Origin of the sequence: Bacillus sp. FSL R10-2780 (assembly GCF_038006125.1) — a bacterium.
GTDB lineage: Bacteria > Bacillota > Bacilli > Bacillales > Bacillaceae_G > Bacillus_A > Bacillus_A cereus_U.
The window spans coordinates 2,443,984-2,469,962 of record NZ_JBBOUQ010000001.1 but is presented as its reverse complement, the minus strand read 5'-3'; the positions used below and the strand labels follow the sequence as shown (position 1 = coordinate 2,469,962).

Below are 25,979 nucleotides of genomic sequence, written 5' to 3'. Positions count from 1 at the left end.
TCGATTTCACCTAGTTTTTTTGGACAATATTTTATATAATATTTGAGGGGAGGTGAATAAAATGGCAGATGTTTTAGAGCGTGTAACAAAAATTGTCGTTGATCGTTTAGGAGTAGAAGAAACTGAAGTAGTACCAGCTGCAAGCTTCAAAGAAGATTTGGGCGCAGACTCCCTAGATGTAGTAGAACTTGTAATGCAATTAGAAGATGAATTCGAAATGGAAATTTCTGATGAAGATGCTGAAAAGATTGCTACTGTTGGCGATGCTGTGACTTACATAGAGAGTCATCTATAATGCTTAAGTGAAGTCCCGTTTTTTAACGGGGCTTCTCGGCTTATATCTGGAGGGACCTATGCCGTACCGAAAACATAGAGAAAAAAAATACGAAACAAAATATCGTGAAGCTTTTAAAGTATTTCAAGAAAAGATAGGTATTACGTTTACAGATGAAAAATTATTGATTCAAGCATTTACGCATTCATCGTATGTGAATGAGCATCGAAAAAAACCGCATGAGGACAATGAGCGTCTTGAATTTCTTGGCGATGCTGTATTGGAACTCACTGTATCACAGTATCTGTTTCAAAAATATCCGACAATGAGCGAAGGAGAGTTAACAAAACTACGTGCAGCTATTGTATGTGAGCCATCTCTTGTTCGTTTTGCAAACGAAATGTCATTTGGTAGCCTTGTTTTATTAGGAAAAGGTGAGGAAATGACGGGTGGACGTGAACGACCAGCTTTATTAGCGGATGTCTTTGAAGCGTTTATTGGTGCCCTTTATCTTGATCAAGGGCTAGAAACAGTTTGGGGATACTTAAAAGAAGTTGTATATCCAAAAATTAATGAAGGTGCTTTTTCTCATGTGATGGATTATAAGAGTCAATTGCAAGAATTGATTCAGCGTGATGGTAGTGGCAATGTTGAGTATCAAATTTTGCAAGAAAAAGGACCGGCCCACAACCGAGAATTTGTGTCCCGTGTAACTTTAAATAATGAGACATTAGGTCTTGGAAGTGGTAAGTCAAAAAAAGAGGCAGAGCAACAAGCTGCTGCAGAAGCATTGAAAAAATTAAAAGAACAATCATAAGGAATCCCCCTTTGAATGAGGGGGATTCCTTATGCATAGAATGAAACTTTCCTTTTATTTATAAATAAAAGGAGTGGGAAATCCGTATAGTAGCTTGTTTTCGTACAGACAACGTTTACAACAACGGAGAATAGGAGGAAGGCCTTTCGTGTTTTTAAAAAGATTAGAAATAGCAGGATTTAAATCTTTTGCTGAGCGTGTATCTGTCGATTTTGTTCCAGGTGTAACTTCTGTAGTAGGACCTAACGGGAGCGGGAAAAGTAATATTACTGATGCAATTCGCTGGGTACTTGGTGAACAATCTGCAAAGTCATTACGCGGTGCAAAGATGGAGGATATTATTTTTGCCGGCAGTGATACGAGAAGAGCGGTTAATGTTGCTGAAGTTACATTAACTTTAAATAATGAAGACCAACGCTTACCGATTGAATATAACGAGGTGTGTGTAACGCGTCGTGTATCTCGTTCGGGTGATAGTGATTTTTATATTAATAAACAATCTTGTAGATTGAAAGATATTATTGATTTATTTATGGACTCTGGTATGGGAAGAGAAGCTTTTTCAATTATTAGCCAGGGGAAAGTCGAAGAGATTTTGAGTAGTAAATCAGAAGAACGTCGTGGTGTATTTGAAGAAGCTGCGGGTGTGCTGAAATACAAACTTCGTAAAAAGAAAGCTGAAGGGAAATTGGCGGAAACACAAGAAAACTTAAATCGTGTACAAGATATTATTCACGAATTAAGTAGTCAAGTAGAACCACTAGAAAGACAAGCTTCTATTGCGAAAGATTATCTTGAGAAAAAAGAAGAATTAGAGAAAGTAGAAGCTGCGCTTATTGTACATGAAATTGAAGAATTACATGAAAAGTGGGAAGCGCTTCGAAATCAATTTGGGCATAATAAAGATGAAGAAGCTAAAATGTCGGCGAACTTACAAAAAAGTGAAGAAGAGCTTGAGGAATTACGCGGGCAATTACAAGCCGTTGATGAATCTGTAAATTCCTTACAAGAAGTTCTCCTTCTGTCTAGTAAAGAACTAGAAAAACTAGAAGGGCAACGCGAGCTGTTAAAGGAAAGGAAGCAAAATGCAACGACGCATTGTGCGCAGCTTGAAAAGCTAATTGTTGAGTTAACAGAGAAAGCTACAAGTTATGATGACGAAATTGAAACAAGTACAGAAGCGTTAATGCAATTTGTGAATCAAGTAAAAGAATTGGAGAAGAAATTGCATGATAACGAGCAATTACTTGCGACTTTTGCTGAGAATTTAGAGGAACAAATTGAGAATTTAAAAGGTGACTATATTGAACTTTTAAATCAACAAGCAAGTCTTCGTAATGAATTATCTATGATTGAAGAACAATCAAAACAGCAAAACTCTAAAAACGAACGACTTGATGAAGAAAATGAAAAGTATGTACAGATGCGTGTGGGAATTACAGCGAAAAAGGCGAAACTTGTAGAAAGTTATGAGCAAGCGAGAGAGAAAATAGCTGGCATTATTTCTAACATACAGAAGACAGAAACGGCACTTGGGAAATGTAAGTCACAGTATAGTGAAAATGAAACGAAACTGTATCAAGCGTATCAATTTGTGCAACAGGCGCGCTCTCGGAAAGAAATGTTAGAAGAGATGCAAGAGGACTATTCTGGCTTCTATCAAGGGGTACGTGAAGTATTAAAGGCTAGAGAAAATAGGCTACAAGGTATTGAGGGAGCTGTTGCAGAACTTCTGACTGTGCCGAAAGAATATGAAATCGCAATGGAAATCGCCCTTGGGGCAGCGATGCAACATATCGTAGTACAAACAGAAGAACATGCTCGTAATGCAATTGCATTTTTAAAGCAAAATAAACATGGCCGTGCAACGTTTTTACCTCAAGCTGTTATTAAAAGCCGATCGCTATCATTTGATCAATTACGCATTGTGAATCAGCATCCATCGTTTGTCGGTGTAGCGGCAGAACTTGTGCAGTACAATAATAAATATGAGAATGTAGTTTCCAGTTTATTAGGTACTGTTGTTGTTGCGAAAGATTTACGCGGAGCAAATGAGTTAGCGAAACAACTGCAATACCGCTATCGTATTGTAACACTCGAAGGTGACGTAGTGAATCCGGGTGGTTCTATGACGGGTGGAGCTGTAAAACAGGCGAAATCCTCTTTATTGGGACGTCAACGTGAACTTGAAGAGTGGACTAAAAAACTAACTGACATGGAAGAAAAAACAACGAAGCTAGAAAACTTTGTTAAAGCAGTAAAGCAAGAGATTCAAGAAAAAGAAGTGCAAATACGAGAGCTACGCCAAGGTGTAGAGACCGAACGTGTAGATGAACAGAAGCTAAGAGAAGAAATTAATCGTTTAGAATTAGATGAACATCGTATTAATGATCGTTTATCGATTTACGATTTAGAGATTGAAGGATTTTTACAAGATCAAGTAAAAATGCAAGGGCGTAAAGAAGAGTTAGAAAAGATTTTAGCGACTCTTCAAGCAGAGATTGGGGAATTAGATAGCAAAATCGTCGTTTTAACGAAACAAAAAAGTGAACAACATTCTTCAAAAGAAAAAGTTCAGAAGGAAATGACGGAGCTAAAAGTACAAGCTGCTGAACAACAACAACGTTTGTCTAATCAAAAAGAAAAAGTCGAACGATTGACGAAGGAAAAAGAAGAGACTGATGCGACGCTTGTAAAAACGAAGGAAGATTTAGCGTTCTTAAAGCAAGAGATGACATCTAATTCAAGTGGCGAAGAACAAATTACGAATATGATTGAGAAGAAAGCGTATGATCGTAATCAAACTTCGGAGTTAATTCGTTCTCGTCGTGAACAACGCGTATCATTGCAAGAAAGAGTCGAGCATTTAGAGCGCGGTGCGAAAGAAACAATAGGTAAACATAAATATATTCTTGAGATGCTGAAAGATCAAGAAGTGAAAATTAACCGACTTGATGTAGAGCTGGAAAATAGATTGCAACATTTACGTGAAACATATACTATTTCATTTGAAGCAGCAAAACTTAAGTATACAATGATGATGCCGGCAGAAGATGCACGTAAAAAGGTGAAACTAATTAAACTATCCATCGAAGAGTTAGGCGCAGTAAATTTAGGGGCAATTGATGAATATGAACGTGTAGCAGAGCGCCATACATTCTTATTAGAGCAAAGAGATGACCTAGAAGAAGCGAAATCGACATTGCATCAACTTATTATGGAAATGGATGAAGAGATGAAAAAACGCTTTTCTACTACGTTCGAAGGGATTCGAACAGAGTTTCAATATGTATTCTCTGAACTATTCGGAGGTGGAAGAGCGGATTTAGTAATGACAAATCCAGAAGATTTACTAAATACTGGTATTGACATTGTAGCGCAACCACCAGGAAAGAAACTACAAAACTTAGGTTTACTTTCAGGGGGAGAGCGTGCTTTAACGGCAATTGCGCTCTTATTTGGTATTTTAAAAGTACGCCCAGTTCCATTCTGTGTACTAGATGAAGTAGAAGCAGCTCTTGATGAGGCAAACGTTGCTCGTTTTGCGCAGTATTTAAAGAAATTTAGTGATGAAACACAGTTTATTGTAATTACACACCGAAAAGGTACAATGGAAGAGTCTGATGTATTGTACGGTGTCACAATGCAAGAATCAGGGGTATCGAAGCTTGTTTCTGTTCGTTTAGATGATGGCGAAGAACTTGTTGCAAGTAGATAGGAAGGATGGGAAGTATGAGTTTTTTAAAAAAATTAAAAGAAAAAATTTCAAAACAAACGGATACGGTAACAGAGAAGTTTAAACAAGGATTAGAAAAAACGAGAAATTCATTTGCTGATAAAGTAAATGACTTAGTGTACCGTTACCGTAAAATAGACGAAGATTTCTTTGAGGAATTAGAAGAAATTTTAATTAGTGCGGATGTCGGAGTTTCGACAGTGATGGAATTAATTGATCAGTTGAAAGAAGAAGTGCAACGTCGTAACATTCAAGATCCGAAAGAAGTACAGGCTGTTATTTCTGAAAAGCTAGTGGGAATTTACAAAGGTGACAGCGACTTTAGTAATGAAGTTAATATACAAGAGGATCAATTAACGGTAGTTTTATTTGTTGGTGTTAATGGTGTGGGGAAAACGACGACGATTGGTAAGCTTGCACATAAATTTAAATCAGAAGGTAAGTCTGTCCTATTGGCGGCAGGAGATACATTCCGTGCTGGGGCGATTGAACAATTAGAAGTATGGGGCGATCGTGTTGGTGTAGAAGTAATTAAACAAGGATCAGGATCTGACCCAGCGGCGGTTATGTATGATGCTGTACAAGCGGCAAAGGCCCGTAAAGTGGATGTATTACTATGTGATACAGCAGGACGTTTACAAAATAAAGTAAACTTAATGAAAGAGTTAGAGAAAGTGAAGCGCGTAATTGAGCGTGAAGTACCAGGGGCTCCTCATGAAGTATTACTAGTTATTGATGCAACAACAGGACAAAATGGCTTAAGCCAAGCGAAAACATTCCGTGAAGCAACAAATGTTACTGGTATTGTTTTAACGAAGTTAGATGGAACTGCTAAAGGTGGTATCGTCTTAGCGATTCGTAACGAAATGGATGTTCCGGTGAAATTTGTTGGGCTAGGAGAGCAAATGGATGATCTGCAGCAGTTTGATCCAGAACAATATGTTTATGGTTTGTTTGCGAACTTAGTAGAAACAGAAGAAGTGTAAGTGAAAGAAGCGGTATTTCCGCTTCTTTTTCTATAAAAATATGTGATGTTAAGAAAAAAACTTGACACTCTTTTGTACTCCATGTAAACTAAATCATGTAAAGGGAAATCACTTAACAAAGGATGATCCAACATGCTCGAGAAAACAACGAGAATGAATTATTTATTTGATTTTTATCAATCGTTGTTAACGCAAAAACAAAGAAGTTATATGTCGCTTTATTATCTAGATGATTTATCTCTTGGTGAAATTGCGGAAGAATTTGATGTAAGTCGCCAAGCCGTGTATGATAACATTAAACGGACTGAAGCGATGCTTGAAGAATATGAAGATAAATTAGTATTACTTCAAAAGTTTCAAGAGCGACAGCGACTTGTTGCAAAGCTAAAACAGCTAATCAGCGAAGAAGAGCATGTGTATGAAGAAATGAAACAAGTTGTTGAAGCTATCGAAAAATTAGATTAGGAGGGCGGCAATATGGCATTTGAAGGATTAGCCGACCGACTTCAACAGACAATGCAAAAAATCCGCGGCAAAGGAAAAGTTTCTGAAGCCGATGTGAAAGAAATGATGAGAGAAGTTCGTCTAGCTCTTTTAGAAGCGGATGTTAACTTTAAAGTAGTAAAAGATTTTATAAAGCGTGTGTCTGAGCGTGCTGTCGGACAAGATGTAATGAAAAGTTTGACACCTGGACAACAAGTAATTAAAATCGTACAGGAAGAACTTACAGAACTTATGGGCGGAGAGCAAAGCAAAATTGCTGTTGCTAATAAGCCACCTACTGTTATAATGATGGTTGGTCTGCAAGGTGCGGGTAAAACAACGACGACAGGTAAGCTTGCGAATTTGCTTCGAAAAAAGCATAATCGTAAACCGATGCTTGTTGCAGCGGATATTTACCGTCCAGCAGCAATTAAACAGCTTGAAACATTAGGGAAGCAATTGGACATGCCTGTTTTCTCCTTAGGAGATCAAGTAAGTCCGGTTGAAATTGCGAAACAAGCGATTGCGAAAGCAAAAGAAGATCATCACGATTATGTTTTAATCGATACAGCGGGTCGTCTGCATATTGATGAAGAACTAATGGATGAATTAGCGAAAGTCAAAGAAGTTGCGAAACCGGATGAAATTTTCCTTGTTGTCGATGCGATGACAGGACAAGACGCGGTAAATGTAGCACAAAGTTTCCATGAACAGTTAGGATTAACAGGTGTTGTATTAACGAAATTAGATGGTGATACGCGCGGTGGTGCGGCATTATCTATTAAGGCTGTAACAAATACACCAATTAAATTTGCTGGTATGGGTGAAAAACTAGATGCAATTGAAGCGTTCCATCCAGAACGTATGGCATCCCGTATTTTAGGGATGGGTGACGTCTTAACATTAATTGAAAAAGCGCAAGCTACAGTTGATGAAGAGAAAGCAAAAGAACTTGAGCAAAAAATGCGTACGCTTTCGTTTACGCTTGACGATTTCCTAGAACAACTTGGACAAGTGCGTCAACTTGGACCGCTTGACGAATTGTTAGGAATGCTTCCTGGTGCAAATAAAATTAAAGGGCTGAAAAATGCACAAGTTGATGAAAAACAAATTGGGCATATTGAGGCAATTATTCGTTCTATGACTAAAGTAGAACGAGAACAACCGGAAATAATCAATGCTAGTCGTAAAAAGCGCATTGCCAAAGGTAGCGGTACAACGGTACAAGAAATCAATCGTCTAATCAAGCAATTTGATGATATGAAAAAAATGATGAAGACGATGACGGGAATGCAAAAAGGTAAGAAAAAAGGACTAGGTGGATTGAAGTTTCCATTCATGTAAGGAAAAAAGATGGCTCTGTTAAGAAAAAATACTTTACAAAGCAATAGTCTTTTTGCTAATATAATTATCTGTGTTAAATAAATTCGGAGGTGCTTTATAAATGGCAGTTAAAATTCGTTTAAAACGTATGGGAGCTAAAAAAACTCCTTTCTATCGTGTAGTTGTTGCAGATTCTCGTTCTCCTCGTGACGGACGTTTCATTGAGGAAATCGGTACTTACAATCCGGTTGCTCAACCAGCGGAAGTTAAGATCAACGAAGAAGCAGCATTAAAATGGTTAGGAAATGGTGCTAAACCGTCTGATACAGTTCGTAACCTTTTCTCTAACCAAGGTATCATGGAGAAATTCCACTTATCTAAACAAGGTAAGTAATTGAGGCAATGACAATGAAAATGTTAGTCGAGACAATTGTTAAACCTCTTGTGGATCATCCTGGAGATGTAAAAGTTACACAGGAACTTTGCAACGGAGAAATAAAGTATCGATTAACTGTACATCCTGAGGATGTTGGAAAAGTCATTGGAAAGCAAGGGAAAGTTGCGAAAGCGATTCGAATGCTCTTGTATTCAGTGGGACATCATAATGATGAGAACGTCACACTGGAAATTCAATAAACGTAAAAGGGCGAGGAGTTATTTCCTCTCCCTTTTTTAACATTTAAAGAGAAATTGCATGTTCCATATATGAAATGGAAATGCTTAATTTATATAGAAACCAGGGGTGACATACTATTTATGACAAAATGGTTTAACGTAGGGAAAATTGTAAATACTCATGGCGTAAAAGGAGAAATTCGTGTTATTTCTCGTACTGATTTTCCAGAAGAGCGATATAAAGTAGGGAACACGTTATACATATGGGATGAGAAAGGTACAGACTATCTTACAGTGAAGGTAACTGCTCATCGTCAACATAAGACATTTGATTTATTAACATTTGAAGGATACAACAATGTAGATGAAGCAGAGAAGTTTAAAGGTTCTTTAATAAAAGTACCAGAAGAGCAGTTAGGCGAACTAGCTGAAGGTGAATACTACTACCATGAAATTATTGGTTGCAACGTTGTAACGGAAGAAGGAGAAGCATTAGGGACAATCAAAGAGATTCTATCTCCTGGTGCGAATGACGTTTGGGTGATTAAACGTCCAAAGGGTCAAGATCTGTTAATTCCTTATATTGATGACGTTGTACTTCAAGTTAACATTGAAAATAAATTAGTAACCATTCATGTAATGGAAGGGCTACTATAATGAAAATTGACATTTTAACATTGTTTCCAGATATGTTTACGGGTGTATTTGGGTCTTCAATTTTAAAGAAAGCACAAGAAAAAGAAGCGGTAGAGCTTCGTGTTGTCAATTTCCGTGAGTATACAACTAGTAAGCATAATAGTGTAGATGATTATCCGTATGGTGGGGGCGCTGGTATGGTATTAACCCCGCAGCCTATCTTTGATGCGGTAGAAGAGTTAACGAAGGAAACAGACCGTAAGCCGAGAATCGTCTTAATGTGTCCACAAGGAGAGCGTTTCACGCAGAAGAAGGCAGAAGAGCTTGCTGGAGAAGAGCATGTTATTTTTGTATGTGGCCATTATGAAGGATACGATGAACGAATTCGTGAGCATCTTGTAACAGATGAGATTTCTATTGGGGATTACGTATTAACGGGTGGAGAATTGGCTTCTATGGTAGTCACTGACAGTGTTGTACGTCTTTTGCCAGGAGTGCTTGGGAATCAAACGTCACAAGTGGAAGACTCTTTTAGCACAGGTTTGTTAGAGCACCCACATTATACACGTCCTGCTGATTTTCGTGGTATGAAGGTACCGGATGTACTAATGTCAGGAAATCATAAAAACATTGATGAATGGCGCCATAAAGAGTCACTACGTCGTACGTACACACGTAGACCGGATTTACTGGAAGAACGAGAATTATCTAAGCAAGAAGAGAAATGGCTGGAACAGATTAAAGAAGACCGATAAGGGCTTGATATATTTTCTATTGCAACAGTCCTAGCAATATGCTATTATAACATTTGTGCTACTGAAATCAGTAGCCGTATTAACGATGTTCCGCTGTAATTTAATAAGACTTTATAAGAGCATCTGTTTAAAGGAGAGAATTTAATATGCAACAATTAATCACAGAAATCACAAAAGGCCAATTGAAAACTGACCTTCCTTCATTCCGTCCTGGAGACACTTTACGTGTACACGTAAAAGTAGTTGAGGGAACTCGTGAAAGAATTCAGCTTTTCGAAGGTGTTGTAATTAAACGTCGTGGTGGCGGAATCAGTGAAACATTCACAGTTCGTAAGATTTCTTACGGTGTAGGTGTTGAGCGTACATTCCCAGTTCACACGCCAAGAATCGCGAACATCGAAGTACTTCGCCGTGGTAAAGTACGTCGTGCTAAGTTATACTACTTACGTAACCTTCGCGGTAAAAAAGCACGTATTAAAGAAATTCGATAAGACATGTATGGGAGCTTGTAAATACACAAGCTCCCTTTTTCCAATCTATATGAAATTTTGGTATAATACGAGCAGCTTACATAACTGTGGAGGGGAAAGCATGAAGAAAGAGAAGAGCTCACTTTGGGAATGGATCAAAGCAATTTTGATTGCTGTTGTATTAGCGGGCGTAATTAGACAGTTTTTCTTTGCCCCAATTCTCGTAGATGGTGTATCGATGTCGCCGACTTTACATGACCGTGATCGAATGATTGTTAATAAAATTGGCTATCACATAGGTGATCCGAAACGCTTTGATATTATTGTATTCCGAGCGACTGAAGAAAAAGATTACATTAAGCGTATTATTGGCCTGCCGGGCGACGAAATCGAATACCGTAATGATAAACTATATGTTAACGGGAAACCTTATGAGGAGCCGTATTTAGATAAGCAGAAAAAACAACTTGCTGACGGACCGCTTACATATGATTTTACTCTTGAAGAAATGACAGGAAAGAAAACTGTTCCAGAAGGTCAATTATTTGTTTTAGGCGATAATCGTCGTTTTAGTAAAGATAGCCGTTCGATTGGTACAATTTCAATGGACCAAGTGATTGGTAAAGCAAATATGCTATATTGGCCGTTAAAAGATGCACGTATTGTGAAATAAAAGAAAAAGAAGGTGGCAACATGGTAATCCAATGGTTCCCGGGACATATGGCAAAGGCTAGACGCCAAGTAACAGAAAAATTAAAGTTAATTGATGTTGTAATTGAGCTTGTAGATGCTCGATTACCTTTATCTTCTCGTAATCCAATGATTGATGAAATTATTACGCATAAACCAAGGCTTGTTGTTTTAAATAAAGCGGATATGGCGGATGATCGTCTTACAAAGCAGTGGATTGCATATTTTGATGAAAGAGGTCAAAAAGCAATTTCAATTAATGCACAAGCTGGACAAGGTATGAAAGAAATTGCAGCAGCTTGTAAAGTGCTTGTCAAAGAAAAATTCGATAAAATGGTTGCTAAAGGCATTAGACCAAGAGCAATTCGTGCTTTAATTGTAGGTATTCCAAACGTTGGTAAATCTACACTGATTAATAAATTAGCGAAGAAAAATATAGCAAAAACAGGAGATCGTCCTGGTGTGACAACGGCTCAGCAGTGGATTAAAGTTGGGAAAGAAATGGAATTATTAGATACACCAGGTATTTTGTGGCCTAAATTTGAAGATGAATTAGTTGGTCTTCGTTTAGCGACGACGGGTGCAATTAAAGATTCTATATTAAATCTACAGGATGTAGCTATTTATGCACTACGTTTTATGGAAAAACATTATCCAGAACGTTTAAAAGAGCGATATAAGTTAAATGACATTCCAGAAGAAATTGTGGAGTTATTTGATGCAATTGGAAAAAACAGAGGTTGCTTAATGGGCGGCGGAATGATTGATTATGATAAAACATCTGAGCTTATACTTCGTGAGCTTCGTGGTGGAAGATTTGGGAAAATGACATTTGAAACACCAGAAGAGTTTGCGGAGCAGGTGGAAGATGTAGAAAAAGTAGAAGAAGTATAAGACGTGCGTTTGTACGTCTTTTCTTTTTGGTTACGTTTAAAAGGAGTGTAAATGAATGCAAAAAATGACTATTCAAGAAGCGGGATGTTTGCTGCAAGAAATTATGAGTGAAGAAGACGAGCGTTTTCAAATGTTAGTGAAAGATGAGAGAAAAGGTGTTCAAAAACTAATTTTGAAGTGGTATAAACAAAAAGAGTTAGCTCAAAAAGAAAGAGGAAAATTTCTAGAAATGTCAAAGTACGAAAATGAGTTACGTGAAAAAGGGCTCACGTACATTGCTGGCATTGATGAAGTGGGCCGTGGGCCGTTAGCAGGACCTGTTGTGACGGCGGCTGTCGTCCTTCCAGAAGATTTTTATATTCCAGGATTAAATGACTCGAAAAAATTAAGTGAAGCGAAACGTGAGCGTTTTTATGATGAAATTAAAGAGCATGCAATTGCGATTGGAGTGGGAATTGTATCACCACAAGTTATTGATGAAATAAATATTTATCAAGCGACGAAGCAAGCGATGTTAGATGCCGTTGCTAATTTATCATGTACACCAGAATATTTATTAATCGATGCGATGAAGCTTCCTACATCAATTCCGCAAACATCAATCATTAAAGGTGATGCGAAAAGTGTCTCTATTTCAGCTGCATCTATTATTGCGAAAGTGACGAGAGATCGCATGATGAAAGAGTTAGGAGGAAAGTATCCTGCATATGGATTTGAACAACATATGGGATATGGGACGAAACAGCATTTAGAAGCGATTGAAGTACATGGAGTATTAGAGGAACATCGAAAATCATTTGCGCCAATTAAAGATATGATTCAAAAATAAGCTGTATATTCACAGCTTATTTTTTATTTTGGTATATAAACATTATTATTTTCGAAAAAGAATAAAGCGATTTCAGTTTTCTGACACTTTATTGTAGACAGCGTGCCAATCATCTTATACAATGGCAATGTAATGTTTTTTAAACATTAAAAAACTTTTCGAGTAAAACAGGAAAACAGGGGAGGATGGGACCATGAATATCCATGAGTACCAAGGTAAGGCAGTCCTTAGAAGCTATGGGGTTAGCGTTCCGAACGGGAAGGTTGCATTTACAGTAGAAGAAGCTGTAGAAGCAGCGAAAGAATTAGGAACGGAAGTATGTGTAGTTAAAGCGCAAATTCACGCTGGTGGACGCGGCAAAGCTGGCGGTGTAAAAGTTGCGAAAAATTTAGAAGAAGTTCGTACATATGCAGAAAGCATTTTAGGAACTACACTTGTGACGCATCAAACAGGTCCTGAAGGTAAGGAAGTAAAACGCTTACTTATCGAAGAAGGTTGCGATATTAAAAAAGAATATTATGTAGGTCTTGTATTAGATCGTGCAACTTCTCAAGTTGTTTTAATGGCATCTGAAGAAGGTGGAACAGAAATTGAAGAAGTAGCAGAAAAAACGCCTGAAAAAATCTTTAAAGAATATATTGATCCAGCAGTAGGTTTACAAGGTTTCCAAGCGCGTCGAATCGCGTTTAACATCAATATTCCAAAAGAACTTGTAGGACAAGCTGTGAAGTTTATGATGGGCTTATACAGTGCGTTTATCGAAAAAGATTGCTCTATCGCTGAGATTAATCCACTTGTTACAACAGGTGACGGTAAAGTTATGGCGTTAGATGCAAAATTAAACTTTGATTCTAATGCGTTATATCGCAATAAAGATATTTTAGAACTTCGTGACCTTGAAGAAGAAGATTCAAAAGAAATTGAAGCTTCTAAATATGACTTAAACTACATTCCTTTAGATGGAAATATCGGTTGTATGGTTAATGGTGCAGGTTTAGCAATGGCTACAATGGATATCATTAAACATTACCATGGTGACCCAGCTAACTTCTTAGATGTTGGTGGCGGCGCAACAGCTGAAAAAGTTACAGAAGCATTCAAAATTATCCTTTCTGACAAAAATGTAAAAGGTATCTTCGTTAACATTTTTGGTGGCATTATGAAGTGTGATGTTATCGCAGAAGGTGTTATTGAAGCAACGAAGCAGGTAGGTCTTGAGTTGCCTTTAGTTGTACGTCTTGAAGGTACAAACGTAGAGTTAGGAAAGAAAATTTTAAATGAGTCTGGTTTAAATATTGTTGCAGCAGAATCTATGGCAGACGGTGCACAAAAAATTGTTTCACTAGTGGGCTAATAGAAAGCGGGGGAGAAAAATGAGCGTATTAGTTAATAAAGATACAAAAGTTATTGTTCAAGGTATTACAGGTTCTCAAGGGTTATTCCATACAAAGCAAATGATTGAATACGGTACGAAAATTGTAGGTGGTGTAACACCAGGTAAAGGTGGCACTGATATTGAAGGCGTACCAGTATTTGATACAGTAGAAGATGCTGTGAAAGCAACAGGCGCAAACGCTTCAGTTGTATACGTTCCACCCGCTTTTGCGGCTGATGCAATTATGGAAGCTGTTGATGCAAAGATTGATTTAGTAGTATGTATTACTGAAGGAATCCCTGTATTAGATATGGTAAACGTTAAGAGATATATGGCGGGTAAACATACACGTTTACTTGGACCAAACTGCCCTGGTGTTATTACACCTGACGAATGTAAAATTGGTATTATGCCAGGATATATTCACAAAAAAGGTCATGTTGGTATCGTATCTCGCTCTGGTACATTAACGTATGAAGCTGTACATCAGTTAACACAAGAAGGTATTGGCCAATCTACTGCTGTAGGTATCGGCGGAGACCCTGTTAATGGTACGGACTTTATTGATGCGTTAAAAGCATTTAATGAAGATGAAGAAACGCATGCTGTAATTATGATTGGTGAAATCGGCGGTACGGCAGAAGAAGAGGCAGCTGAGTGGGTACAAGCTAATATGACAAAACCAGTTGTAGGCTTCATTGGCGGTCAAACTGCGCCTGAAGGCAAACGTATGGGTCATGCTGGGGCGATTATTTCTGGCGGCAAAGGAACTGCTGCTGAAAAGATTAAAACAATGGAAGCTTGTGGTATTAAAGTAGCGGAAACACCAGCTGTTATGGGTGAAACATTAATCTCTGTTTTAAAAGAAAAGGGATTATTTGAGACTTGCAAAAACTACTAATCTTTTTGAAAGACACCTTCTTATTAGAGGGTGTCTTTTTACACATTTTTTGTTTACATAATAAAAATTATGGGTAAGGAGAATTGAGATGAAAAGAGAACGTTTATTGCACCTTCATTACATGTTGGCGGATCATTGGAAGGCGATGGAGAGACTACTATATGTTGATCCAGAACTGAAGGGAGTATACACTTTTAGTCCGAAACAATTTGAATATTACGCTGGAATATCCCCGAAAAAATCTTCAGAACTAGTAAATTTCCTTCAGACTTCAAATCTAAAGCAATATGTATCCTATTTAGAAAAAAATCGAATATTTTATATAACCATATGGGATGAGGATTATCCGCAACTATTGCAGGAAATACAAGATCCCCCTTTTGTTTTATACGGAAAAGGAGAGAGAGATTTTCTTGGCAAGATAAATAAATTAGCAATTGTTGGAACGAGAGAACCGTCTTTATATGGAAAGGAGAGTGTGAAGTTTATTTTACAACCTTTACTTGAAAAAGAATGGCTTATTGTTAGTGGGTTTGCAAGAGGGATAGATACAATTGCTCATGAAGTTACAGTAAGGCAGCATTGCCCGACTATTGCAATATTAGGACACGGATTATCTTATATGTATCCAAAGGAGAATAGAGGTTTATATGACACGTGGAAAGATTATATATTGTTATTGACAGAGTATCCGCCTCATTATGTGCCGAAAAAATGGTATTTCCCAAAAAGAAATCGAATTATTAGCGGTATAAGTAAAGGTGTTTTAGTTGTAGAAGCAAAAACGAGAAGTGGATCCCTTATTACTGCAGACCTTGCATTAGAACAAAATAGAGAGGTGTTTGCGCTTCCTGGACCTATATTTATAGAGAGTGTAGCGGGAACGAATCATCTAATTCAACAAGGCGCAAAGCTAGTAAGAAATGCGGAGGATATCCTTGAAGAAATTTTAAATTAACCATATATTTTCATGTTTTTATTAAACAATTATTGACAAATGGTAGATTGTCGCTGTATGGTATATTCATTCTTGATTGACAAAAACAAGAGAAATCAATAAGATTGATGAAGACTTGAATCCACCTCTTAAGGAGGCACTAGCATGTCAGATTACCTCGTAATCGTGGAGTCGCCTTCTAAGGCGAAGACCATTGAAAAATATTTAGGGAAAAAATACAAAGTCGTCGCGTCCATGGGACATGTCCGCGATTTACCTAAAAGCCAAATGGGGATAGAAGTAAAGAATAACTTCACCCCGAAGTATATTACCATTCGTGGTAAGGGTCCCGTTTTAAAAGATTTAAAATCAGCGGCAAAAAAAGCAAAGAAAGTCTATCTCGCGGCCGATCCGGATCGTGAAGGAGAAGCAATTGCTTGGCATTTAGCAAATACGTTAAATGTGGACGTTGAATCAGATTGCCGAGTTGTATTTAATGAGATTACAAAAGATGCAATAAAAGAATCATTTAAATATCCTCGTGCAATTAATATGGATTTAGTAGATGCACAACAGGCAAGGCGTATACTCGATCGTCTTGTTGGCTACAATATTAGTCCTTTATTATGGAAGAAAGTAAAAAAAGGATTAAGTGCAGGACGCGTACAATCTGTAGCAGTTCGTTTAATCATCGAACGTGAAAAAGAAATTCAAAGTTTTGAACCTGAAGAATTCTGGACAATTAAAACAGAATTTGTGAAAGGGAAAGACACATTTGAAGCAAGCTTTTACGGCGTAGATGGTGAAAAAGTTCAATTAACGAACGAAGCACAAGTGAACGAAATAATCGAAAAGATGAAAGACAATGCGTTTTCGGTTGAAAATGTAACGCGAAAAGAGCGAAAGCGTAACCCTGCATTACCGTTTACAACATCTTCCTTGCAACAAGAGGCAGCGCGTAAGTTAAATATGCGAGCAAAGAAAACAATGATGCTTGCACAGCAGCTGTATGAAGGGATGGATCTTGGAAAACAAGGGACTGTAGGTCTTATTACGTATATGAGAACTGATTCAACACGTATCTCAGAAACAGCTCAAACAGAGGCTCGTGATTACATTACTGAGGCGTTTGGTGCGGAATACATAGGAACAGAGAAGAAGAAAGAAACGAAAAAGTCGAAAGCACAAGATGCGCATGAGGCGATTCGTCCTACTTCGGTAATGAGAAAGCCAGAGGAACTAAAAAGTTTCTTAAGTCGTGATCAACTCCGTTTGTATAAACTGATTTGGGAGCGATTTGTTGCAAGTCAAATGGCATCTGCTATAATGGATACTGTTACAGCGAAACTCATTAATAACAATGTTCAGTTCCGTGCAAGTGGGTCAGTTGTAAAGTTCCCAGGATTTATGAAAGTGTACGTAGAGTCGAAAGATGATGGTGCGGAAGAAAAGGATAAGATGTTGCCACCTTTAGAAGTAGGTGAAACTGTATTTTCAAAAGATATAGAACCGAAGCAACATTACACACAGCCTCCGCCGCGTTATACAGAGGCTCGTCTAGTAAGAACACTTGAAGAGCTTGGAATTGGGAGACCGTCTACTTATGTACCGACACTTGAAACAATCCAAAAACGAGGATACGTTGCTTTAGATAATAAACGCTTCGTTCCGACTGAGCTTGGTGGAATAGTAATCGAACTTATTTTAGAGTTTTTCCCAGAAATTATTAACATTGAATTTACTGCCAATATGGAGCAAAGCCTTGATGAAGTAGAAGAAGGAAATGCAAATTGGGTGAAAATTGTTGATGATTTCTACGTAGGATTTGAACCGCGCTTAGAAAAAGCGGAAAAAGAAATGCGTGAAGTGGAAATTAAAGATGAACCAGCTGGGGAAGACTGTGAATTATGTAGTCACCCGATGGTCTTTAAAATGGGTAAATATGGGAAGTTTATGGCTTGTTCGAATTTCCCGGAATGTCGTAATACAAAACCGATTGTAAAAGAAATCGGTGTTACTTGTCCGAAGTGTGATAAAGGGCAAATTATTGAACGCCGTAGTAATAAAAAGAAACGCCTTTTCTATGGATGCGGTACGTATCCAGAATGTGACTTTGTATCTTGGGACAAGCCGATTGGTCGTAAATGTCCGAAGTGTGAAAGTATGCTCGTAGAGAAAAAGTTGAAAAAAGGCGTGCAAGTACAATGTGTTTCGTGTGATTATGAAGAAGAACAACAAATGTGAGCGTAACTGCTCACATTTTTTTCGGGAAGAAAAGGAAAGGTGATATATATGACAACACAAGTAGTAAACGTCATTGGCGCAGGTCTTGCAGGAAGCGAAGCAGCTTACCAAATTGCAAAGCGTGGTGTCCAAGTAAAATTATATGAAATGAGACCAGTAAGGCAAACACCAGCTCATCATACAGATAAATTTGCTGAATTAGTATGTAGTAACTCACTTCGCGCAAACACATTAACAAATGCTGTCGGTGTTATTAAAGAAGAAATGCGTCTAATGGATTCTGTCATTATTCGTGCAGCTGATGAGTGCTCTGTACCAGCAGGAGGTGCTTTAGCTGTAGATCGTCATGAATTCGCGGCGAAAGTGACTGAATATGTGAAAAATCATCCGAACGTAACTGTAATGAATGAGGAAATCACTGAAATTCCAGAGGGGCCAACTGTTATTGCGACAGGTCCACTTACGTCTCCGGATCTTTCTGCACAACTAAAAAAACTAACAGGTGAAGATTATTTTTATTTCTATGATGCTGCAGCGCCAATCGTTGAGAAAGACAGCATTGACATGAATAAAGTATATTTAAAATCTCGTTATGATAAAGGTGAAGCGGCATATTTAAACTGTCCAATGACAGAAGAAGAGTTTGATCGTTTTTATGAGGCTTTAATTGCTGCTGAGACAGTGCCTTTAAAAGAATTTGAAAAAGAAATTTTCTTTGAAGGTTGTATGCCAGTAGAAGTTATGGCAAGTAGAGGAAGACAGACGTTAGTATTTGGACCGATGAAGCCTGTTGGGTTAGAAGATCCGAAAACAGGGAAAACACCGTATGCGGTTGTTCAGTTACGTCAAGATGATGCAGCAGGAACATTATACAATATTGTAGGCTTCCAAACACATTTAAAGTGGGGGCCACAAAAAGAAGTGTTACAGCTAATTCCAGGACTAGAAAACGCAGAGATTGTACGTTATGGTGTAATGCATCGTAATACGTTTATTAATTCGCCTAATTTGCTTCGTCCAACATATCAATATAAACAACGTGATGATTTATTCTTCGCTGGTCAAATGACTGGGGTAGAGGGTTATGTTGAATCAGCAGCATCAGGATTATTAGCGGGTATTAACGCTGCTCGACTTGTACAAGGTGAAGAGCCAGTTGTATTACCACCTGTAACTGCAATGGGAAGTATGGCAAATTATATTACTGCGACAAATGCGAAAAACTTCCAGCCAATGAATGCAAACTTCGGTTTATTTACACCGTTAGAGAAGAAAATTAAAAAGAAACAAGAGCGAAATGAAGCATATGCTACACGCGCTTTGGAAACAATTCAAAATTTTGTAAATATTTAATTAAATTTCTTGCAAAGGCTACTAAGTTGTGATACGATTTAGTAGCCTTTATTGAGGTGAGTTATATGGATGTGAATGTGAAGAATTTGTTACAATTATTCGTTGGATATTTACAAATTGAAAGAAATTATTCAAAATATACAATTGCAAGTTATCAAAATGATTTAGAACATTTTGTGCAATTTATGGAGCGAGAAGGCATATCCTCTTTTTTAGATGTTACATACGCGGATGTTCGTTTATACTTGACGACGTTGCACGATCAGAAGTTAGCCCGTAAATCTGTCGCAAGGAAAGTATCAAGCTTACGAAGTTTATATCGTTTTTTGATGCGTGAAGGTTATCAAAAAGATAATCCGTTTGCACTTGCATCACTTCCCAAGAAAGAATTGTCAATCCCAAAGTTTTTATATGCTGAAGAGTTAGAGGAATTGTTTGAAGTTTCTGATACAGGGGCACCATTAGGTCAAAGGAATCAAGCTTTATTAGAGTTGATGTATGCAACTGGGATTCGTGTAAGTGAATGCGTTAATTTGCAACTTACCGACATTGACTTTGCAGTGGGAACAATTTTAGTGATGGGAAAAGGGAAAAAACAAAGGTATATTCCGTTCGGAAGCTATGCACAAGATGCTTTAATTACTTATATAGAGAACGGGAGAAAACAGTTAGCTCAAAAGACTGAAGAACAATCTCATATGGTATTTTTAAATGCGAAAGGTAAGCCGTTAACAGATCAGGGTGTACGTTATGTTTTGAACGAACTCATTAAGAAAGCTTCACTTACAATGCGGATAAGTCCCCATATGTTAAGGCATACATTTGCTACACATATGTTGGATGAAGGAGCGGATTTACGTACTGTGCAGGAGCTATTAGGTCATGAGAATTTGTCAACGACACAAATTTATACGCATGTCTCTAAAGAAAGATTGCGTTCTGTGTACATGAAGCATCACCCGCGGGCATAAATTGCTTTTAAGGCTATAAAAACATATAAAGGAGTTTTTTCTATGGGAAATTTCCACGCTACAACGATATTTGCAGTTCATCATAATGGAGAATGTGCAATGGCTGGAGATGGTCAGGTAACGATGGGGAATGCTGTTGTAATGAAACATACAGCTCGCAAAGTTCGCAAACTTTTCCAAGGGAAAGTTTTAGCTGGTTTTGCAGGATCAGTTGCTGATGCATTTACTCTTTTTGAAATGTTTGAAGGGAAATTAGAAGAGTATAATGGCAACTTGCAGCGCGCTGCAGTTGAGATGGCGAAACAATGGCGTGGTGATAAAATGCTACGTCAGCTAGAAGCAATGCTCATTGTCATGGATAAAACAACGATGCTCCTTGTTTCAGGTACAGGAGAAGTGATTGAACCAGATGATGGTATTTTAGCAATTGGTTCAGGCGGACATTATGCACTTGCTGCTGGTCGTGCTTTAAAGCAACATGCAAGTGAACATTTAACAGCGAAACAAATTGCGAAGGCCAGTTTAGAAATTGCAGGCGATATTTGTGTTTATACGAACCATAACATAATTGTTGAAGAATTGTAGAATCGTAAGGGAGGCATTTTATATGCATTTACATTTTACTCCGCGTCAAATTGTGGAAAAATTAGATCAATACATCATCGGTCAAAAAGATGCAAAGAAAGCGGTTGCTGTAGCTCTACGAAATCGATACCGTCGCAGTAAATTAGTTGAAAATTTACGTGATGAAATTGCACCTAAAAATATTTTAATGATTGGACCGACAGGTGTTGGTAAAACAGAGGTAGCACGGCGAATGGCGAAACTCGTTGGAGCACCTTTTATTAAGGTTGAAGCGACGAAATTCACAGAAGTTGGATATGTGGGTCGAGATGTAGAGTCGATGGTCCGCGATCTTGTTGAAACGTCCGTTCGCATTGTGAAAGAGGAAATGGTAGTTAAAGTTCAAGATAAAGCAGAAGAGCAAGCGAATCAACGTCTTGTTGAAATTTTAGTGCCGAGTCCGGAGAAACAATCTGGATTTAAAAATCCATTAGAAATGCTTTTTGGTGGTAATCAAAATTCAAACCAAACATCTGATGTAGAGGAAGATGATGAAATCGAAAAGAAACGTCAAGATGTGGAAAGAAAGCTTGCGGCAGGCCTTCTTGAAGATGAAGTGATATCGATCGAAGTGACGGAACAACAGTCTTCTATGTTTGATATGTTGCAAGGAACTGGCATGGAGCAAATGGGAATGAATTTCCAAGATGCACTAGGAAGTATCATGCCGAAAAAAACGAAAAAACGTAAACTTTCTGTAAAAGAAGCAAGAAAACTCTTGACAAATGAAGAGGCACAGCGCTTAATTGATATGGATGAAGTTACACAAGAGGCTGTTTATCGTGCTGAACAGCTCGGGATTATTTTTATCGATGAAATTGACAAAATTGCTGGTAAGCAGTCGAATAGCGTAGATGTATCGCGTGAAGGTGTGCAACGTGACATTTTACCGATTGTAGAAGGATCGAATGTAGCAACAAAATACGGGTCAGTAAAAACGGATTATATTTTATTTGTTGCAGCTGGAGCGTTCCATATGTCTAAACCGTCGGATTTAATTCCGGAATTGCAAGGGAGATTTCCGATTCGAGTAGAATTAACAAAATTATCGGCGGATGATTTTGTTAAAATATTAATCGAGCCTGACAATGCGCTAATTAAACAGTACATGGCGTTATTAGCGACTGAAGGTATAGAAATTGAATTTTCAGACGAAGCTATTCGTAAGATTGCTGAGATTGCTTATCAAGTTAATCAGGATACAGATAATATTGGAGCGAGAAGACTTCATACTGTTATGGAGAAGCTCCTTGAAGATTTATCGTTTGAGGCATCTGAAATTACGTTAGAGAAAATAACGATAACACCTCAATATGTTGAGGAAAAATTAGCGACAATAGCTAAAAATAAAGATGTGAGCCAGTTTATTTTGTAATAGTGTCATCAGGTGACTCGCCCTAGTTTCCAAGTGATGAAAAAATATGTAAGTAACATGTAGGAGGAAATTTTGAAATGGAATTATTAGCAAAAACGAGAAAATTAAATGCGTTATTACAGAGCGCAGCAGGAAAGCCTGTAAACTTTAGAGAGATGTCTGACACAATGTGTGAAGTAATTGAAGCGAACGTGTTCGTTGTAAGTCGTCGCGGTAAATTATTAGGATATGCGATTCACCAACAAATCGAGAACGAACGTATGAAGCACATGCTTGCAGAGCGTCAATTCCCAGAAGAGTATACGCAAAGCTTATTCCATGTTACAGAAACATCTTCAAATTTAGGTGTGGATAGTGACTACACAGCATTCCCAGTAGAAAATAGAGAATTATTCGGTCAAGGTTTAACTACAATCGTACCAATCGTTGGTGGTGGTGAGCGTCTAGGTACACTAGTATTAGCTCGTCTTGGTCAAGAGTTCTTAGACGATGATTTAATTCTTGCTGAATACAGCTCAACTGTAGTAGGTATGGAAATCTTACGTGAAAAAGCAGAAGAAATCGAAGAGGAAGCACGTAGTAAAGCTGTTGTTCAAATGGCGATTAGCTCATTATCTTACAGTGAGTTAGAAGCAATCGAGCATATCTTCGAAGAATTAAACGGAACAGAAGGTTTACTTGTTGCAAGTAAAATTGCTGATCGCGTAGGAATTACTCGTTCTGTAATCGTAAATGCACTACGTAAATTAGAAAGTGCTGGTGTTATTGAGTCTCGCTCTTTAGGTATGAAAGGAACATACATTAAAGTGCTAAACGACAAGTTTCTACAGGAACTTGCTAAATTGAAAACAAACTAATTTATAAAAAAACTCTCCTCGGTTGAGGAGAGTTTTTTGTTTTTTTTAGAGAATGATTTTGCTTACGTAAGGCGTCATAACAACGTTCATTAGAAAACTATTAATTAACCTTCAATTCCTTGCTTAAAGGAATTGAAGGTTGGTAATACTAGAATTTGAGCGTGAAAAAAAGAAAGTTTTACATTGTTCGCATTTTCGACTTGATTGTAATATTTCAGTATGATATAGTAAGCAGTGGTGTCAGTACAAAGTACACACGTTTACTGATTTAAGTGTTGGTGCTACGTCTGTAGTTTCGCTTAGAGATGAAGTAAACGGAGGATATCAAAAACCATTTAGGAGGAACTAAATTATGTCAGTAATTTCTATGAAACAATTGCTTGAAGCTGGTGTTCATTTCGGACATCAAACTCGTCGTTGGAACCCAAAAATGAAGCGTTACATCTTCACAGAGCGTAACGGTATCTACATCATCGACTTACAAAAAACTGTGAAAAAAGTTGAGGAAGCTTACAGAACGATGCGTGACATCGCTGCTGAAGGCGGAGACATCTTATTCGTAGGTACTAAAAAGCAAGCACAAGAAGCTATTAAAGAAGAAGCAACTCGTGCTGGTATGTACTTCGTTAACCAACGTTGGTTAGGTGGAACTTTAACAAACTTCCAAACAATCCAAAAGCGTATCAAGCGTCTTAAAGATATCGAAAGAATGCAAGAAGATGGTACTTTCGAAGTACTTCCTAAGAAAGAAGTTGTTCAACTTAAAAAAGAGTTAGAGCGTCTTGAGAAATTCTTAGGCGGTATTAAAGATATGAAAGGTCTTCCAAGTGCATTATTCGTAGTAGACCCTCGTAAAGAGCGTATTGCAGTTGCTGAAGCACGCAAATTACACATTCCAATCATCGGTATCGTTGATACAAACTGTGATCCGGACGAAATCGATCACGTTATTCCAGCAAACGATGATGCAATTCGTGCTGTAAAACTTCTTACATCTAAAATGGCAGACGCGATCCTTGAAACAAAACAAGGTGAAGAAACTGTTACTGCGTAACAAATTTGGAAAGGTGATAAGGGGTTCGGCCTTTTATCACCTTTTTTAAGGTATAAACACCTTTATAAAAGGTATAAATACATATTTTAGGAGGATGAAAAATATGGCAATCACTGCACAAATGGTAAAAGAACTTCGTGGAAAAACTGGCGCAGGTATGATGGACTGCAAAAAAGCTTTAACTGAAACTAATGGCGACATGGAGAAAGCAATTGACTTCTTACGTGAAAAAGGTATTGCGAAAGCTGCTAAAAAAGCAGACCGCATCGCTGCTGAAGGTTTAACTTTCATCGAAACAAACGGTAACGAAGGTTTAATCTTAGAATTAAACTCTGAAACTGATTTCGTTGCGAAAAACGAAGGTTTCCAAGCATTAATTAAAGAATTAGCTGCTCACTTATTAGCTAACAAACCTGCTAACGTTGAAGAAGCTATGGCTCAAACAATTGAAGGCGGCAAAACAGTAGAAGAGCACATCAATGAAGCAATCGCTAAAATTGGTGAAAAACTTACACTTCGTCGTTTCGAAATCGTATCAAAAACTGATGCAGATGCATTCGGCGCTTACCTACACATGGGTGGACGTATTGGTGTATTAACAGTTCTTGAAGGTTCTACTGATGAAGCAGCTGCTAAAGATGTAGCAATGCACATTGCAGCAGTTAACCCTAAATACATCGACCGTGATGCTGTAACAGCTGAAGAAGTTGAGCATGAGCGTCAAGTATTAACACAACAAGCTTTAAACGAAGGCAAGCCTGAAAAAATCGTTGCGAAAATGGTAGAAGGCCGTCTTGGCAAATTCTTTGAAGAGATTTGCTTACTTGACCAAACATTCGTTAAGAACCCTGATATGAAAGTTCGTCAATTCGTTGAGTCTAAAGGCGGAACATTAAAAGGATTCGTTCGCTACGCTGTTGGTGAAGGTATCGAAAAACGCGAAGACAACTTTGCTGAAGAAGTAATGAACCAAGTAAAAGGTAACAACTAATACAGATTAGGGAACACATTGTGTTCCCTTTTTTAAAATAAAGATGTAAGCAATTGGAGGTTCATTATGAGTAAACCGAAATATGATCGTGTTGTTTTAAAGCTAAGCGGAGAAGCTTTAGCTGGCGAGCAAGGATTTGGAATTAACCCAGCTGTTATTAAGTCAGTTGCGGAACAAGTGAAAGAAATTGCAGAACTTGATGTAGAGGTTGCTGTTGTTGTTGGTGGCGGTAACATTTGGCGTGGGAAAATTGGAAGCGAAATGGGCATGGATCGTGCAGGAGCAGATTACATGGGCATGTTGGCAACAGTTATGAATTCATTAGCTCTTCAAGATAGCTTAGAGAATATTGGAATTCAAACTCGCGTACAAACTTCAATTGAGATGCGTCAAGTGGCAGAGCCTTACATTCGTCGTAAAGCAATTCGTCACTTAGAGAAAAAACGTGTTGTTATCTTTGCTGCAGGTACTGGTAACCCATACTTCTCTACAGATACAACAGCAGCATTACGTGCAGCTGAAATCGAAGCGGACGTTATTTTAATGGCGAAAAATAATGTGGATGGCGTATATAGTGCAGATCCATCTATTGACCCAACAGCTACGAAATACGAAACACTTACTTACTTAGATGTACTAAAAGCAGGTTTAGGTGTAATGGATTCTACAGCTTCTTCTTTATGTATGGATAATGATATTCCATTAATTGTATTCTCGGTTATGGAAAAAGGTAACATTAAACGTGCCGTTTTAGGCGAAAATATTGGAACAGTTGTAAGGGGGAAATAA

At 37.9% G+C, this 25,979-nt stretch carries 26 protein-coding genes; all 26 read left to right on the top strand.

Annotated elements, in window-relative coordinates:
* Positions 1 to 61: 61 nt before the first annotated feature.
* The 26 genes from acpP (at position 62) to pyrH (ending at position 25,979) form a co-directional block, all read left to right on the top strand.
* Entirely contained in the window at positions 62 to 295 is a 234-nt protein-coding gene (gene acpP / locus NSQ47_RS12760) for an acyl carrier protein (protein ID WP_002014515.1), read from the top strand.
* A gap of 58 nt (positions 296 to 353) precedes the next feature.
* Entirely contained in the window at positions 354 to 1,091 is a 738-nt protein-coding gene (gene rncS, locus NSQ47_RS12755) for a ribonuclease III (protein ID WP_341037090.1), read from the top strand.
* Positions 1,092 to 1,239: 148 nt separating this feature from the next.
* Positions 1,240 to 4,809, top strand: a complete 3,570-nt coding sequence (smc, locus tag NSQ47_RS12750; RefSeq protein ID WP_002160732.1) for a chromosome segregation protein SMC — start codon at positions 1,240 to 1,242, stop codon at positions 4,807 to 4,809.
* Positions 4,810 to 4,823: 14 nt separating this feature from the next.
* Positions 4,824 to 5,813, top strand: coding sequence for a signal recognition particle-docking protein FtsY (ftsY, locus tag NSQ47_RS12745; RefSeq protein ID WP_002160733.1), 990 nt, complete (start codon positions 4,824 to 4,826; stop codon positions 5,811 to 5,813).
* Between the two features lie 132 nt (positions 5,814 to 5,945).
* Positions 5,946 to 6,278, top strand: coding sequence for a putative DNA-binding protein (locus NSQ47_RS12740; RefSeq protein ID WP_002160734.1), 333 nt, complete (start codon positions 5,946 to 5,948; stop codon positions 6,276 to 6,278).
* Positions 6,279 to 6,290: 12 nt separating this feature from the next.
* Complete coding sequence (ffh, locus tag NSQ47_RS12735) at positions 6,291 to 7,640, top strand: signal recognition particle protein (RefSeq protein ID WP_002111383.1); 1,350 nt, start codon at positions 6,291 to 6,293, stop codon at positions 7,638 to 7,640.
* 100 nt (positions 7,641 to 7,740) lie between these two features.
* Positions 7,741 to 8,013, top strand: coding sequence for a 30S ribosomal protein S16 (gene rpsP, locus NSQ47_RS12730; protein WP_000268750.1), 273 nt, complete (start codon positions 7,741 to 7,743; stop codon positions 8,011 to 8,013).
* Positions 8,014 to 8,027: 14 nt separating this feature from the next.
* The gene (locus NSQ47_RS12725; protein WP_002088196.1) at positions 8,028 to 8,255 is read left to right on the top strand and encodes a KH domain-containing protein; all 228 of its coding nucleotides are present in this window, start codon (positions 8,028 to 8,030) and stop codon (positions 8,253 to 8,255) included.
* A 120-nt stretch (positions 8,256 to 8,375) separates the two neighbouring features.
* Positions 8,376 to 8,891 carry a ribosome maturation factor RimM gene (gene rimM, locus NSQ47_RS12720; protein ID WP_033710827.1) on the top strand — a complete coding sequence of 172 codons (516 nt, stop codon included), beginning with the start codon at positions 8,376 to 8,378 and terminating at the stop codon, positions 8,889 to 8,891.
* The gene (gene trmD / locus NSQ47_RS12715; RefSeq protein ID WP_002014522.1) at positions 8,891 to 9,625 is read left to right on the top strand and encodes a tRNA (guanosine(37)-N1)-methyltransferase TrmD; all 735 of its coding nucleotides are present in this window, start codon (positions 8,891 to 8,893) and stop codon (positions 9,623 to 9,625) included. Before rimM ends, trmD begins: the two co-directional genes overlap by 1 nt.
* Before the next feature lie 146 nt (positions 9,626 to 9,771).
* The gene (gene rplS, locus NSQ47_RS12710) at positions 9,772 to 10,116 is read left to right on the top strand and encodes a 50S ribosomal protein L19 (protein ID WP_002014524.1); all 345 of its coding nucleotides are present in this window, start codon (positions 9,772 to 9,774) and stop codon (positions 10,114 to 10,116) included.
* Between the two features lie 100 nt (positions 10,117 to 10,216).
* Positions 10,217 to 10,768, top strand: a complete 552-nt coding sequence (gene lepB / locus NSQ47_RS12705) for a signal peptidase I (RefSeq protein WP_002066791.1) — start codon at positions 10,217 to 10,219, stop codon at positions 10,766 to 10,768.
* A gap of 20 nt (positions 10,769 to 10,788) precedes the next feature.
* The gene (gene ylqF / locus NSQ47_RS12700; RefSeq protein WP_002066792.1) at positions 10,789 to 11,679 is read left to right on the top strand and encodes a ribosome biogenesis GTPase YlqF; all 891 of its coding nucleotides are present in this window, start codon (positions 10,789 to 10,791) and stop codon (positions 11,677 to 11,679) included.
* 55 nt (positions 11,680 to 11,734) lie between these two features.
* Positions 11,735 to 12,508, top strand: coding sequence for a ribonuclease HII (locus tag NSQ47_RS12695; protein ID WP_002066793.1), 774 nt, complete (start codon positions 11,735 to 11,737; stop codon positions 12,506 to 12,508).
* 193 nt (positions 12,509 to 12,701) lie between these two features.
* A complete protein-coding gene (gene sucC / locus NSQ47_RS12690; protein WP_002014529.1) occupies positions 12,702 to 13,862 on the top strand; it encodes an ADP-forming succinate--CoA ligase subunit beta in 1,161 nt (386 codons plus the stop codon).
* A gap of 19 nt (positions 13,863 to 13,881) precedes the next feature.
* A complete protein-coding gene (sucD, locus tag NSQ47_RS12685) occupies positions 13,882 to 14,784 on the top strand; it encodes a succinate--CoA ligase subunit alpha (protein ID WP_000115186.1) in 903 nt (300 codons plus the stop codon).
* Between the two features lie 88 nt (positions 14,785 to 14,872).
* A complete protein-coding gene (dprA, locus tag NSQ47_RS12680) occupies positions 14,873 to 15,742 on the top strand; it encodes a DNA-processing protein DprA (RefSeq protein ID WP_002160735.1) in 870 nt (289 codons plus the stop codon).
* Positions 15,743 to 15,886: 144 nt separating this feature from the next.
* Complete coding sequence (gene topA / locus NSQ47_RS12675; protein ID WP_002160736.1) at positions 15,887 to 17,965, top strand: type I DNA topoisomerase; 2,079 nt, start codon at positions 15,887 to 15,889, stop codon at positions 17,963 to 17,965.
* Positions 17,966 to 18,013: 48 nt separating this feature from the next.
* A complete protein-coding gene (gene trmFO / locus NSQ47_RS12670) occupies positions 18,014 to 19,318 on the top strand; it encodes an FADH(2)-oxidizing methylenetetrahydrofolate--tRNA-(uracil(54)-C(5))-methyltransferase TrmFO (protein ID WP_002066796.1) in 1,305 nt (434 codons plus the stop codon).
* Positions 19,319 to 19,389: 71 nt separating this feature from the next.
* Complete coding sequence (gene xerC / locus NSQ47_RS12665; protein ID WP_078172994.1) at positions 19,390 to 20,289, top strand: tyrosine recombinase XerC; 900 nt, start codon at positions 19,390 to 19,392, stop codon at positions 20,287 to 20,289.
* Between the two features lie 42 nt (positions 20,290 to 20,331).
* Positions 20,332 to 20,874 (top strand): ATP-dependent protease proteolytic subunit HslV, encoded by a 543-nt coding sequence (hslV, locus tag NSQ47_RS12660; RefSeq protein ID WP_002014538.1) that lies wholly within the window; start codon positions 20,332 to 20,334, stop codon positions 20,872 to 20,874.
* 22 nt (positions 20,875 to 20,896) lie between these two features.
* Positions 20,897 to 22,288, top strand: coding sequence for an ATP-dependent protease ATPase subunit HslU (gene hslU, locus NSQ47_RS12655; protein WP_002111373.1), 1,392 nt, complete (start codon positions 20,897 to 20,899; stop codon positions 22,286 to 22,288).
* A gap of 77 nt (positions 22,289 to 22,365) precedes the next feature.
* Positions 22,366 to 23,145, top strand: coding sequence for a GTP-sensing pleiotropic transcriptional regulator CodY (codY, locus tag NSQ47_RS12650; protein WP_002160737.1), 780 nt, complete (start codon positions 22,366 to 22,368; stop codon positions 23,143 to 23,145).
* Between the two features lie 352 nt (positions 23,146 to 23,497).
* Positions 23,498 to 24,199 (top strand): 30S ribosomal protein S2, encoded by a 702-nt coding sequence (gene rpsB / locus NSQ47_RS12645; protein WP_078172935.1) that lies wholly within the window; start codon positions 23,498 to 23,500, stop codon positions 24,197 to 24,199.
* A gap of 103 nt (positions 24,200 to 24,302) precedes the next feature.
* Positions 24,303 to 25,190: a translation elongation factor Ts gene (gene tsf, locus NSQ47_RS12640; RefSeq protein WP_002146097.1), complete on the top strand. Its 888-nt coding sequence runs from the start codon at positions 24,303 to 24,305 to the stop codon at positions 25,188 to 25,190.
* A 66-nt stretch (positions 25,191 to 25,256) separates the two neighbouring features.
* Positions 25,257 to 25,979 carry a UMP kinase gene (gene pyrH, locus NSQ47_RS12635; RefSeq protein WP_002146098.1) on the top strand — a complete coding sequence of 241 codons (723 nt, stop codon included), beginning with the start codon at positions 25,257 to 25,259 and terminating at the stop codon, positions 25,977 to 25,979.

Bases quoted from the DNA above. Each gene is read 5' to 3' on its own strand.
- acpP (WP_002014515.1), top strand. From the start codon at position 62: ATGGCAGATGTTTTAGAGCGTGTAACAAAAATTGTCGTTGATCGTTTA.
- rncS (WP_341037090.1), top strand. From the start codon at position 354: ATGCCGTACCGAAAACATAGAGAAAAAAAATACGAAACAAAATATCGT.
- ftsY (WP_002160733.1), top strand. From the start codon at position 4,824: ATGAGTTTTTTAAAAAAATTAAAAGAAAAAATTTCAAAACAAACGGAT.
- NSQ47_RS12740 (WP_002160734.1), top strand. From the start codon at position 5,946: ATGCTCGAGAAAACAACGAGAATGAATTATTTATTTGATTTTTATCAA.
- ffh (WP_002111383.1), top strand. From the start codon at position 6,291: ATGGCATTTGAAGGATTAGCCGACCGACTTCAACAGACAATGCAAAAA.
- rpsP (WP_000268750.1), top strand. From the start codon at position 7,741: ATGGCAGTTAAAATTCGTTTAAAACGTATGGGAGCTAAAAAAACTCCT.
- NSQ47_RS12725 (WP_002088196.1), top strand. From the start codon at position 8,028: ATGAAAATGTTAGTCGAGACAATTGTTAAACCTCTTGTGGATCATCCT.
- rimM (WP_033710827.1), top strand. From the start codon at position 8,376: ATGACAAAATGGTTTAACGTAGGGAAAATTGTAAATACTCATGGCGTA.
- trmD (WP_002014522.1), top strand. From the start codon at position 8,891: ATGAAAATTGACATTTTAACATTGTTTCCAGATATGTTTACGGGTGTA.
- rplS (WP_002014524.1), top strand. From the start codon at position 9,772: ATGCAACAATTAATCACAGAAATCACAAAAGGCCAATTGAAAACTGAC.
- lepB (WP_002066791.1), top strand. From the start codon at position 10,217: ATGAAGAAAGAGAAGAGCTCACTTTGGGAATGGATCAAAGCAATTTTG.
- ylqF (WP_002066792.1), top strand. From the start codon at position 10,789: ATGGTAATCCAATGGTTCCCGGGACATATGGCAAAGGCTAGACGCCAA.
- NSQ47_RS12695 (WP_002066793.1), top strand. From the start codon at position 11,735: ATGCAAAAAATGACTATTCAAGAAGCGGGATGTTTGCTGCAAGAAATT.
- sucC (WP_002014529.1), top strand. From the start codon at position 12,702: ATGAATATCCATGAGTACCAAGGTAAGGCAGTCCTTAGAAGCTATGGG.
- sucD (WP_000115186.1), top strand. From the start codon at position 13,882: ATGAGCGTATTAGTTAATAAAGATACAAAAGTTATTGTTCAAGGTATT.
- dprA (WP_002160735.1), top strand. From the start codon at position 14,873: ATGAAAAGAGAACGTTTATTGCACCTTCATTACATGTTGGCGGATCAT.
- topA (WP_002160736.1), top strand. From the start codon at position 15,887: ATGTCAGATTACCTCGTAATCGTGGAGTCGCCTTCTAAGGCGAAGACC.
- trmFO (WP_002066796.1), top strand. From the start codon at position 18,014: ATGACAACACAAGTAGTAAACGTCATTGGCGCAGGTCTTGCAGGAAGC.
- hslV (WP_002014538.1), top strand. From the start codon at position 20,332: ATGGGAAATTTCCACGCTACAACGATATTTGCAGTTCATCATAATGGA.
- hslU (WP_002111373.1), top strand. From the start codon at position 20,897: ATGCATTTACATTTTACTCCGCGTCAAATTGTGGAAAAATTAGATCAA.
- codY (WP_002160737.1), top strand. From the start codon at position 22,366: ATGGAATTATTAGCAAAAACGAGAAAATTAAATGCGTTATTACAGAGC.
- rpsB (WP_078172935.1), top strand. From the start codon at position 23,498: ATGTCAGTAATTTCTATGAAACAATTGCTTGAAGCTGGTGTTCATTTC.
- tsf (WP_002146097.1), top strand. From the start codon at position 24,303: ATGGCAATCACTGCACAAATGGTAAAAGAACTTCGTGGAAAAACTGGC.
- pyrH (WP_002146098.1), top strand. From the start codon at position 25,257: ATGAGTAAACCGAAATATGATCGTGTTGTTTTAAAGCTAAGCGGAGAA.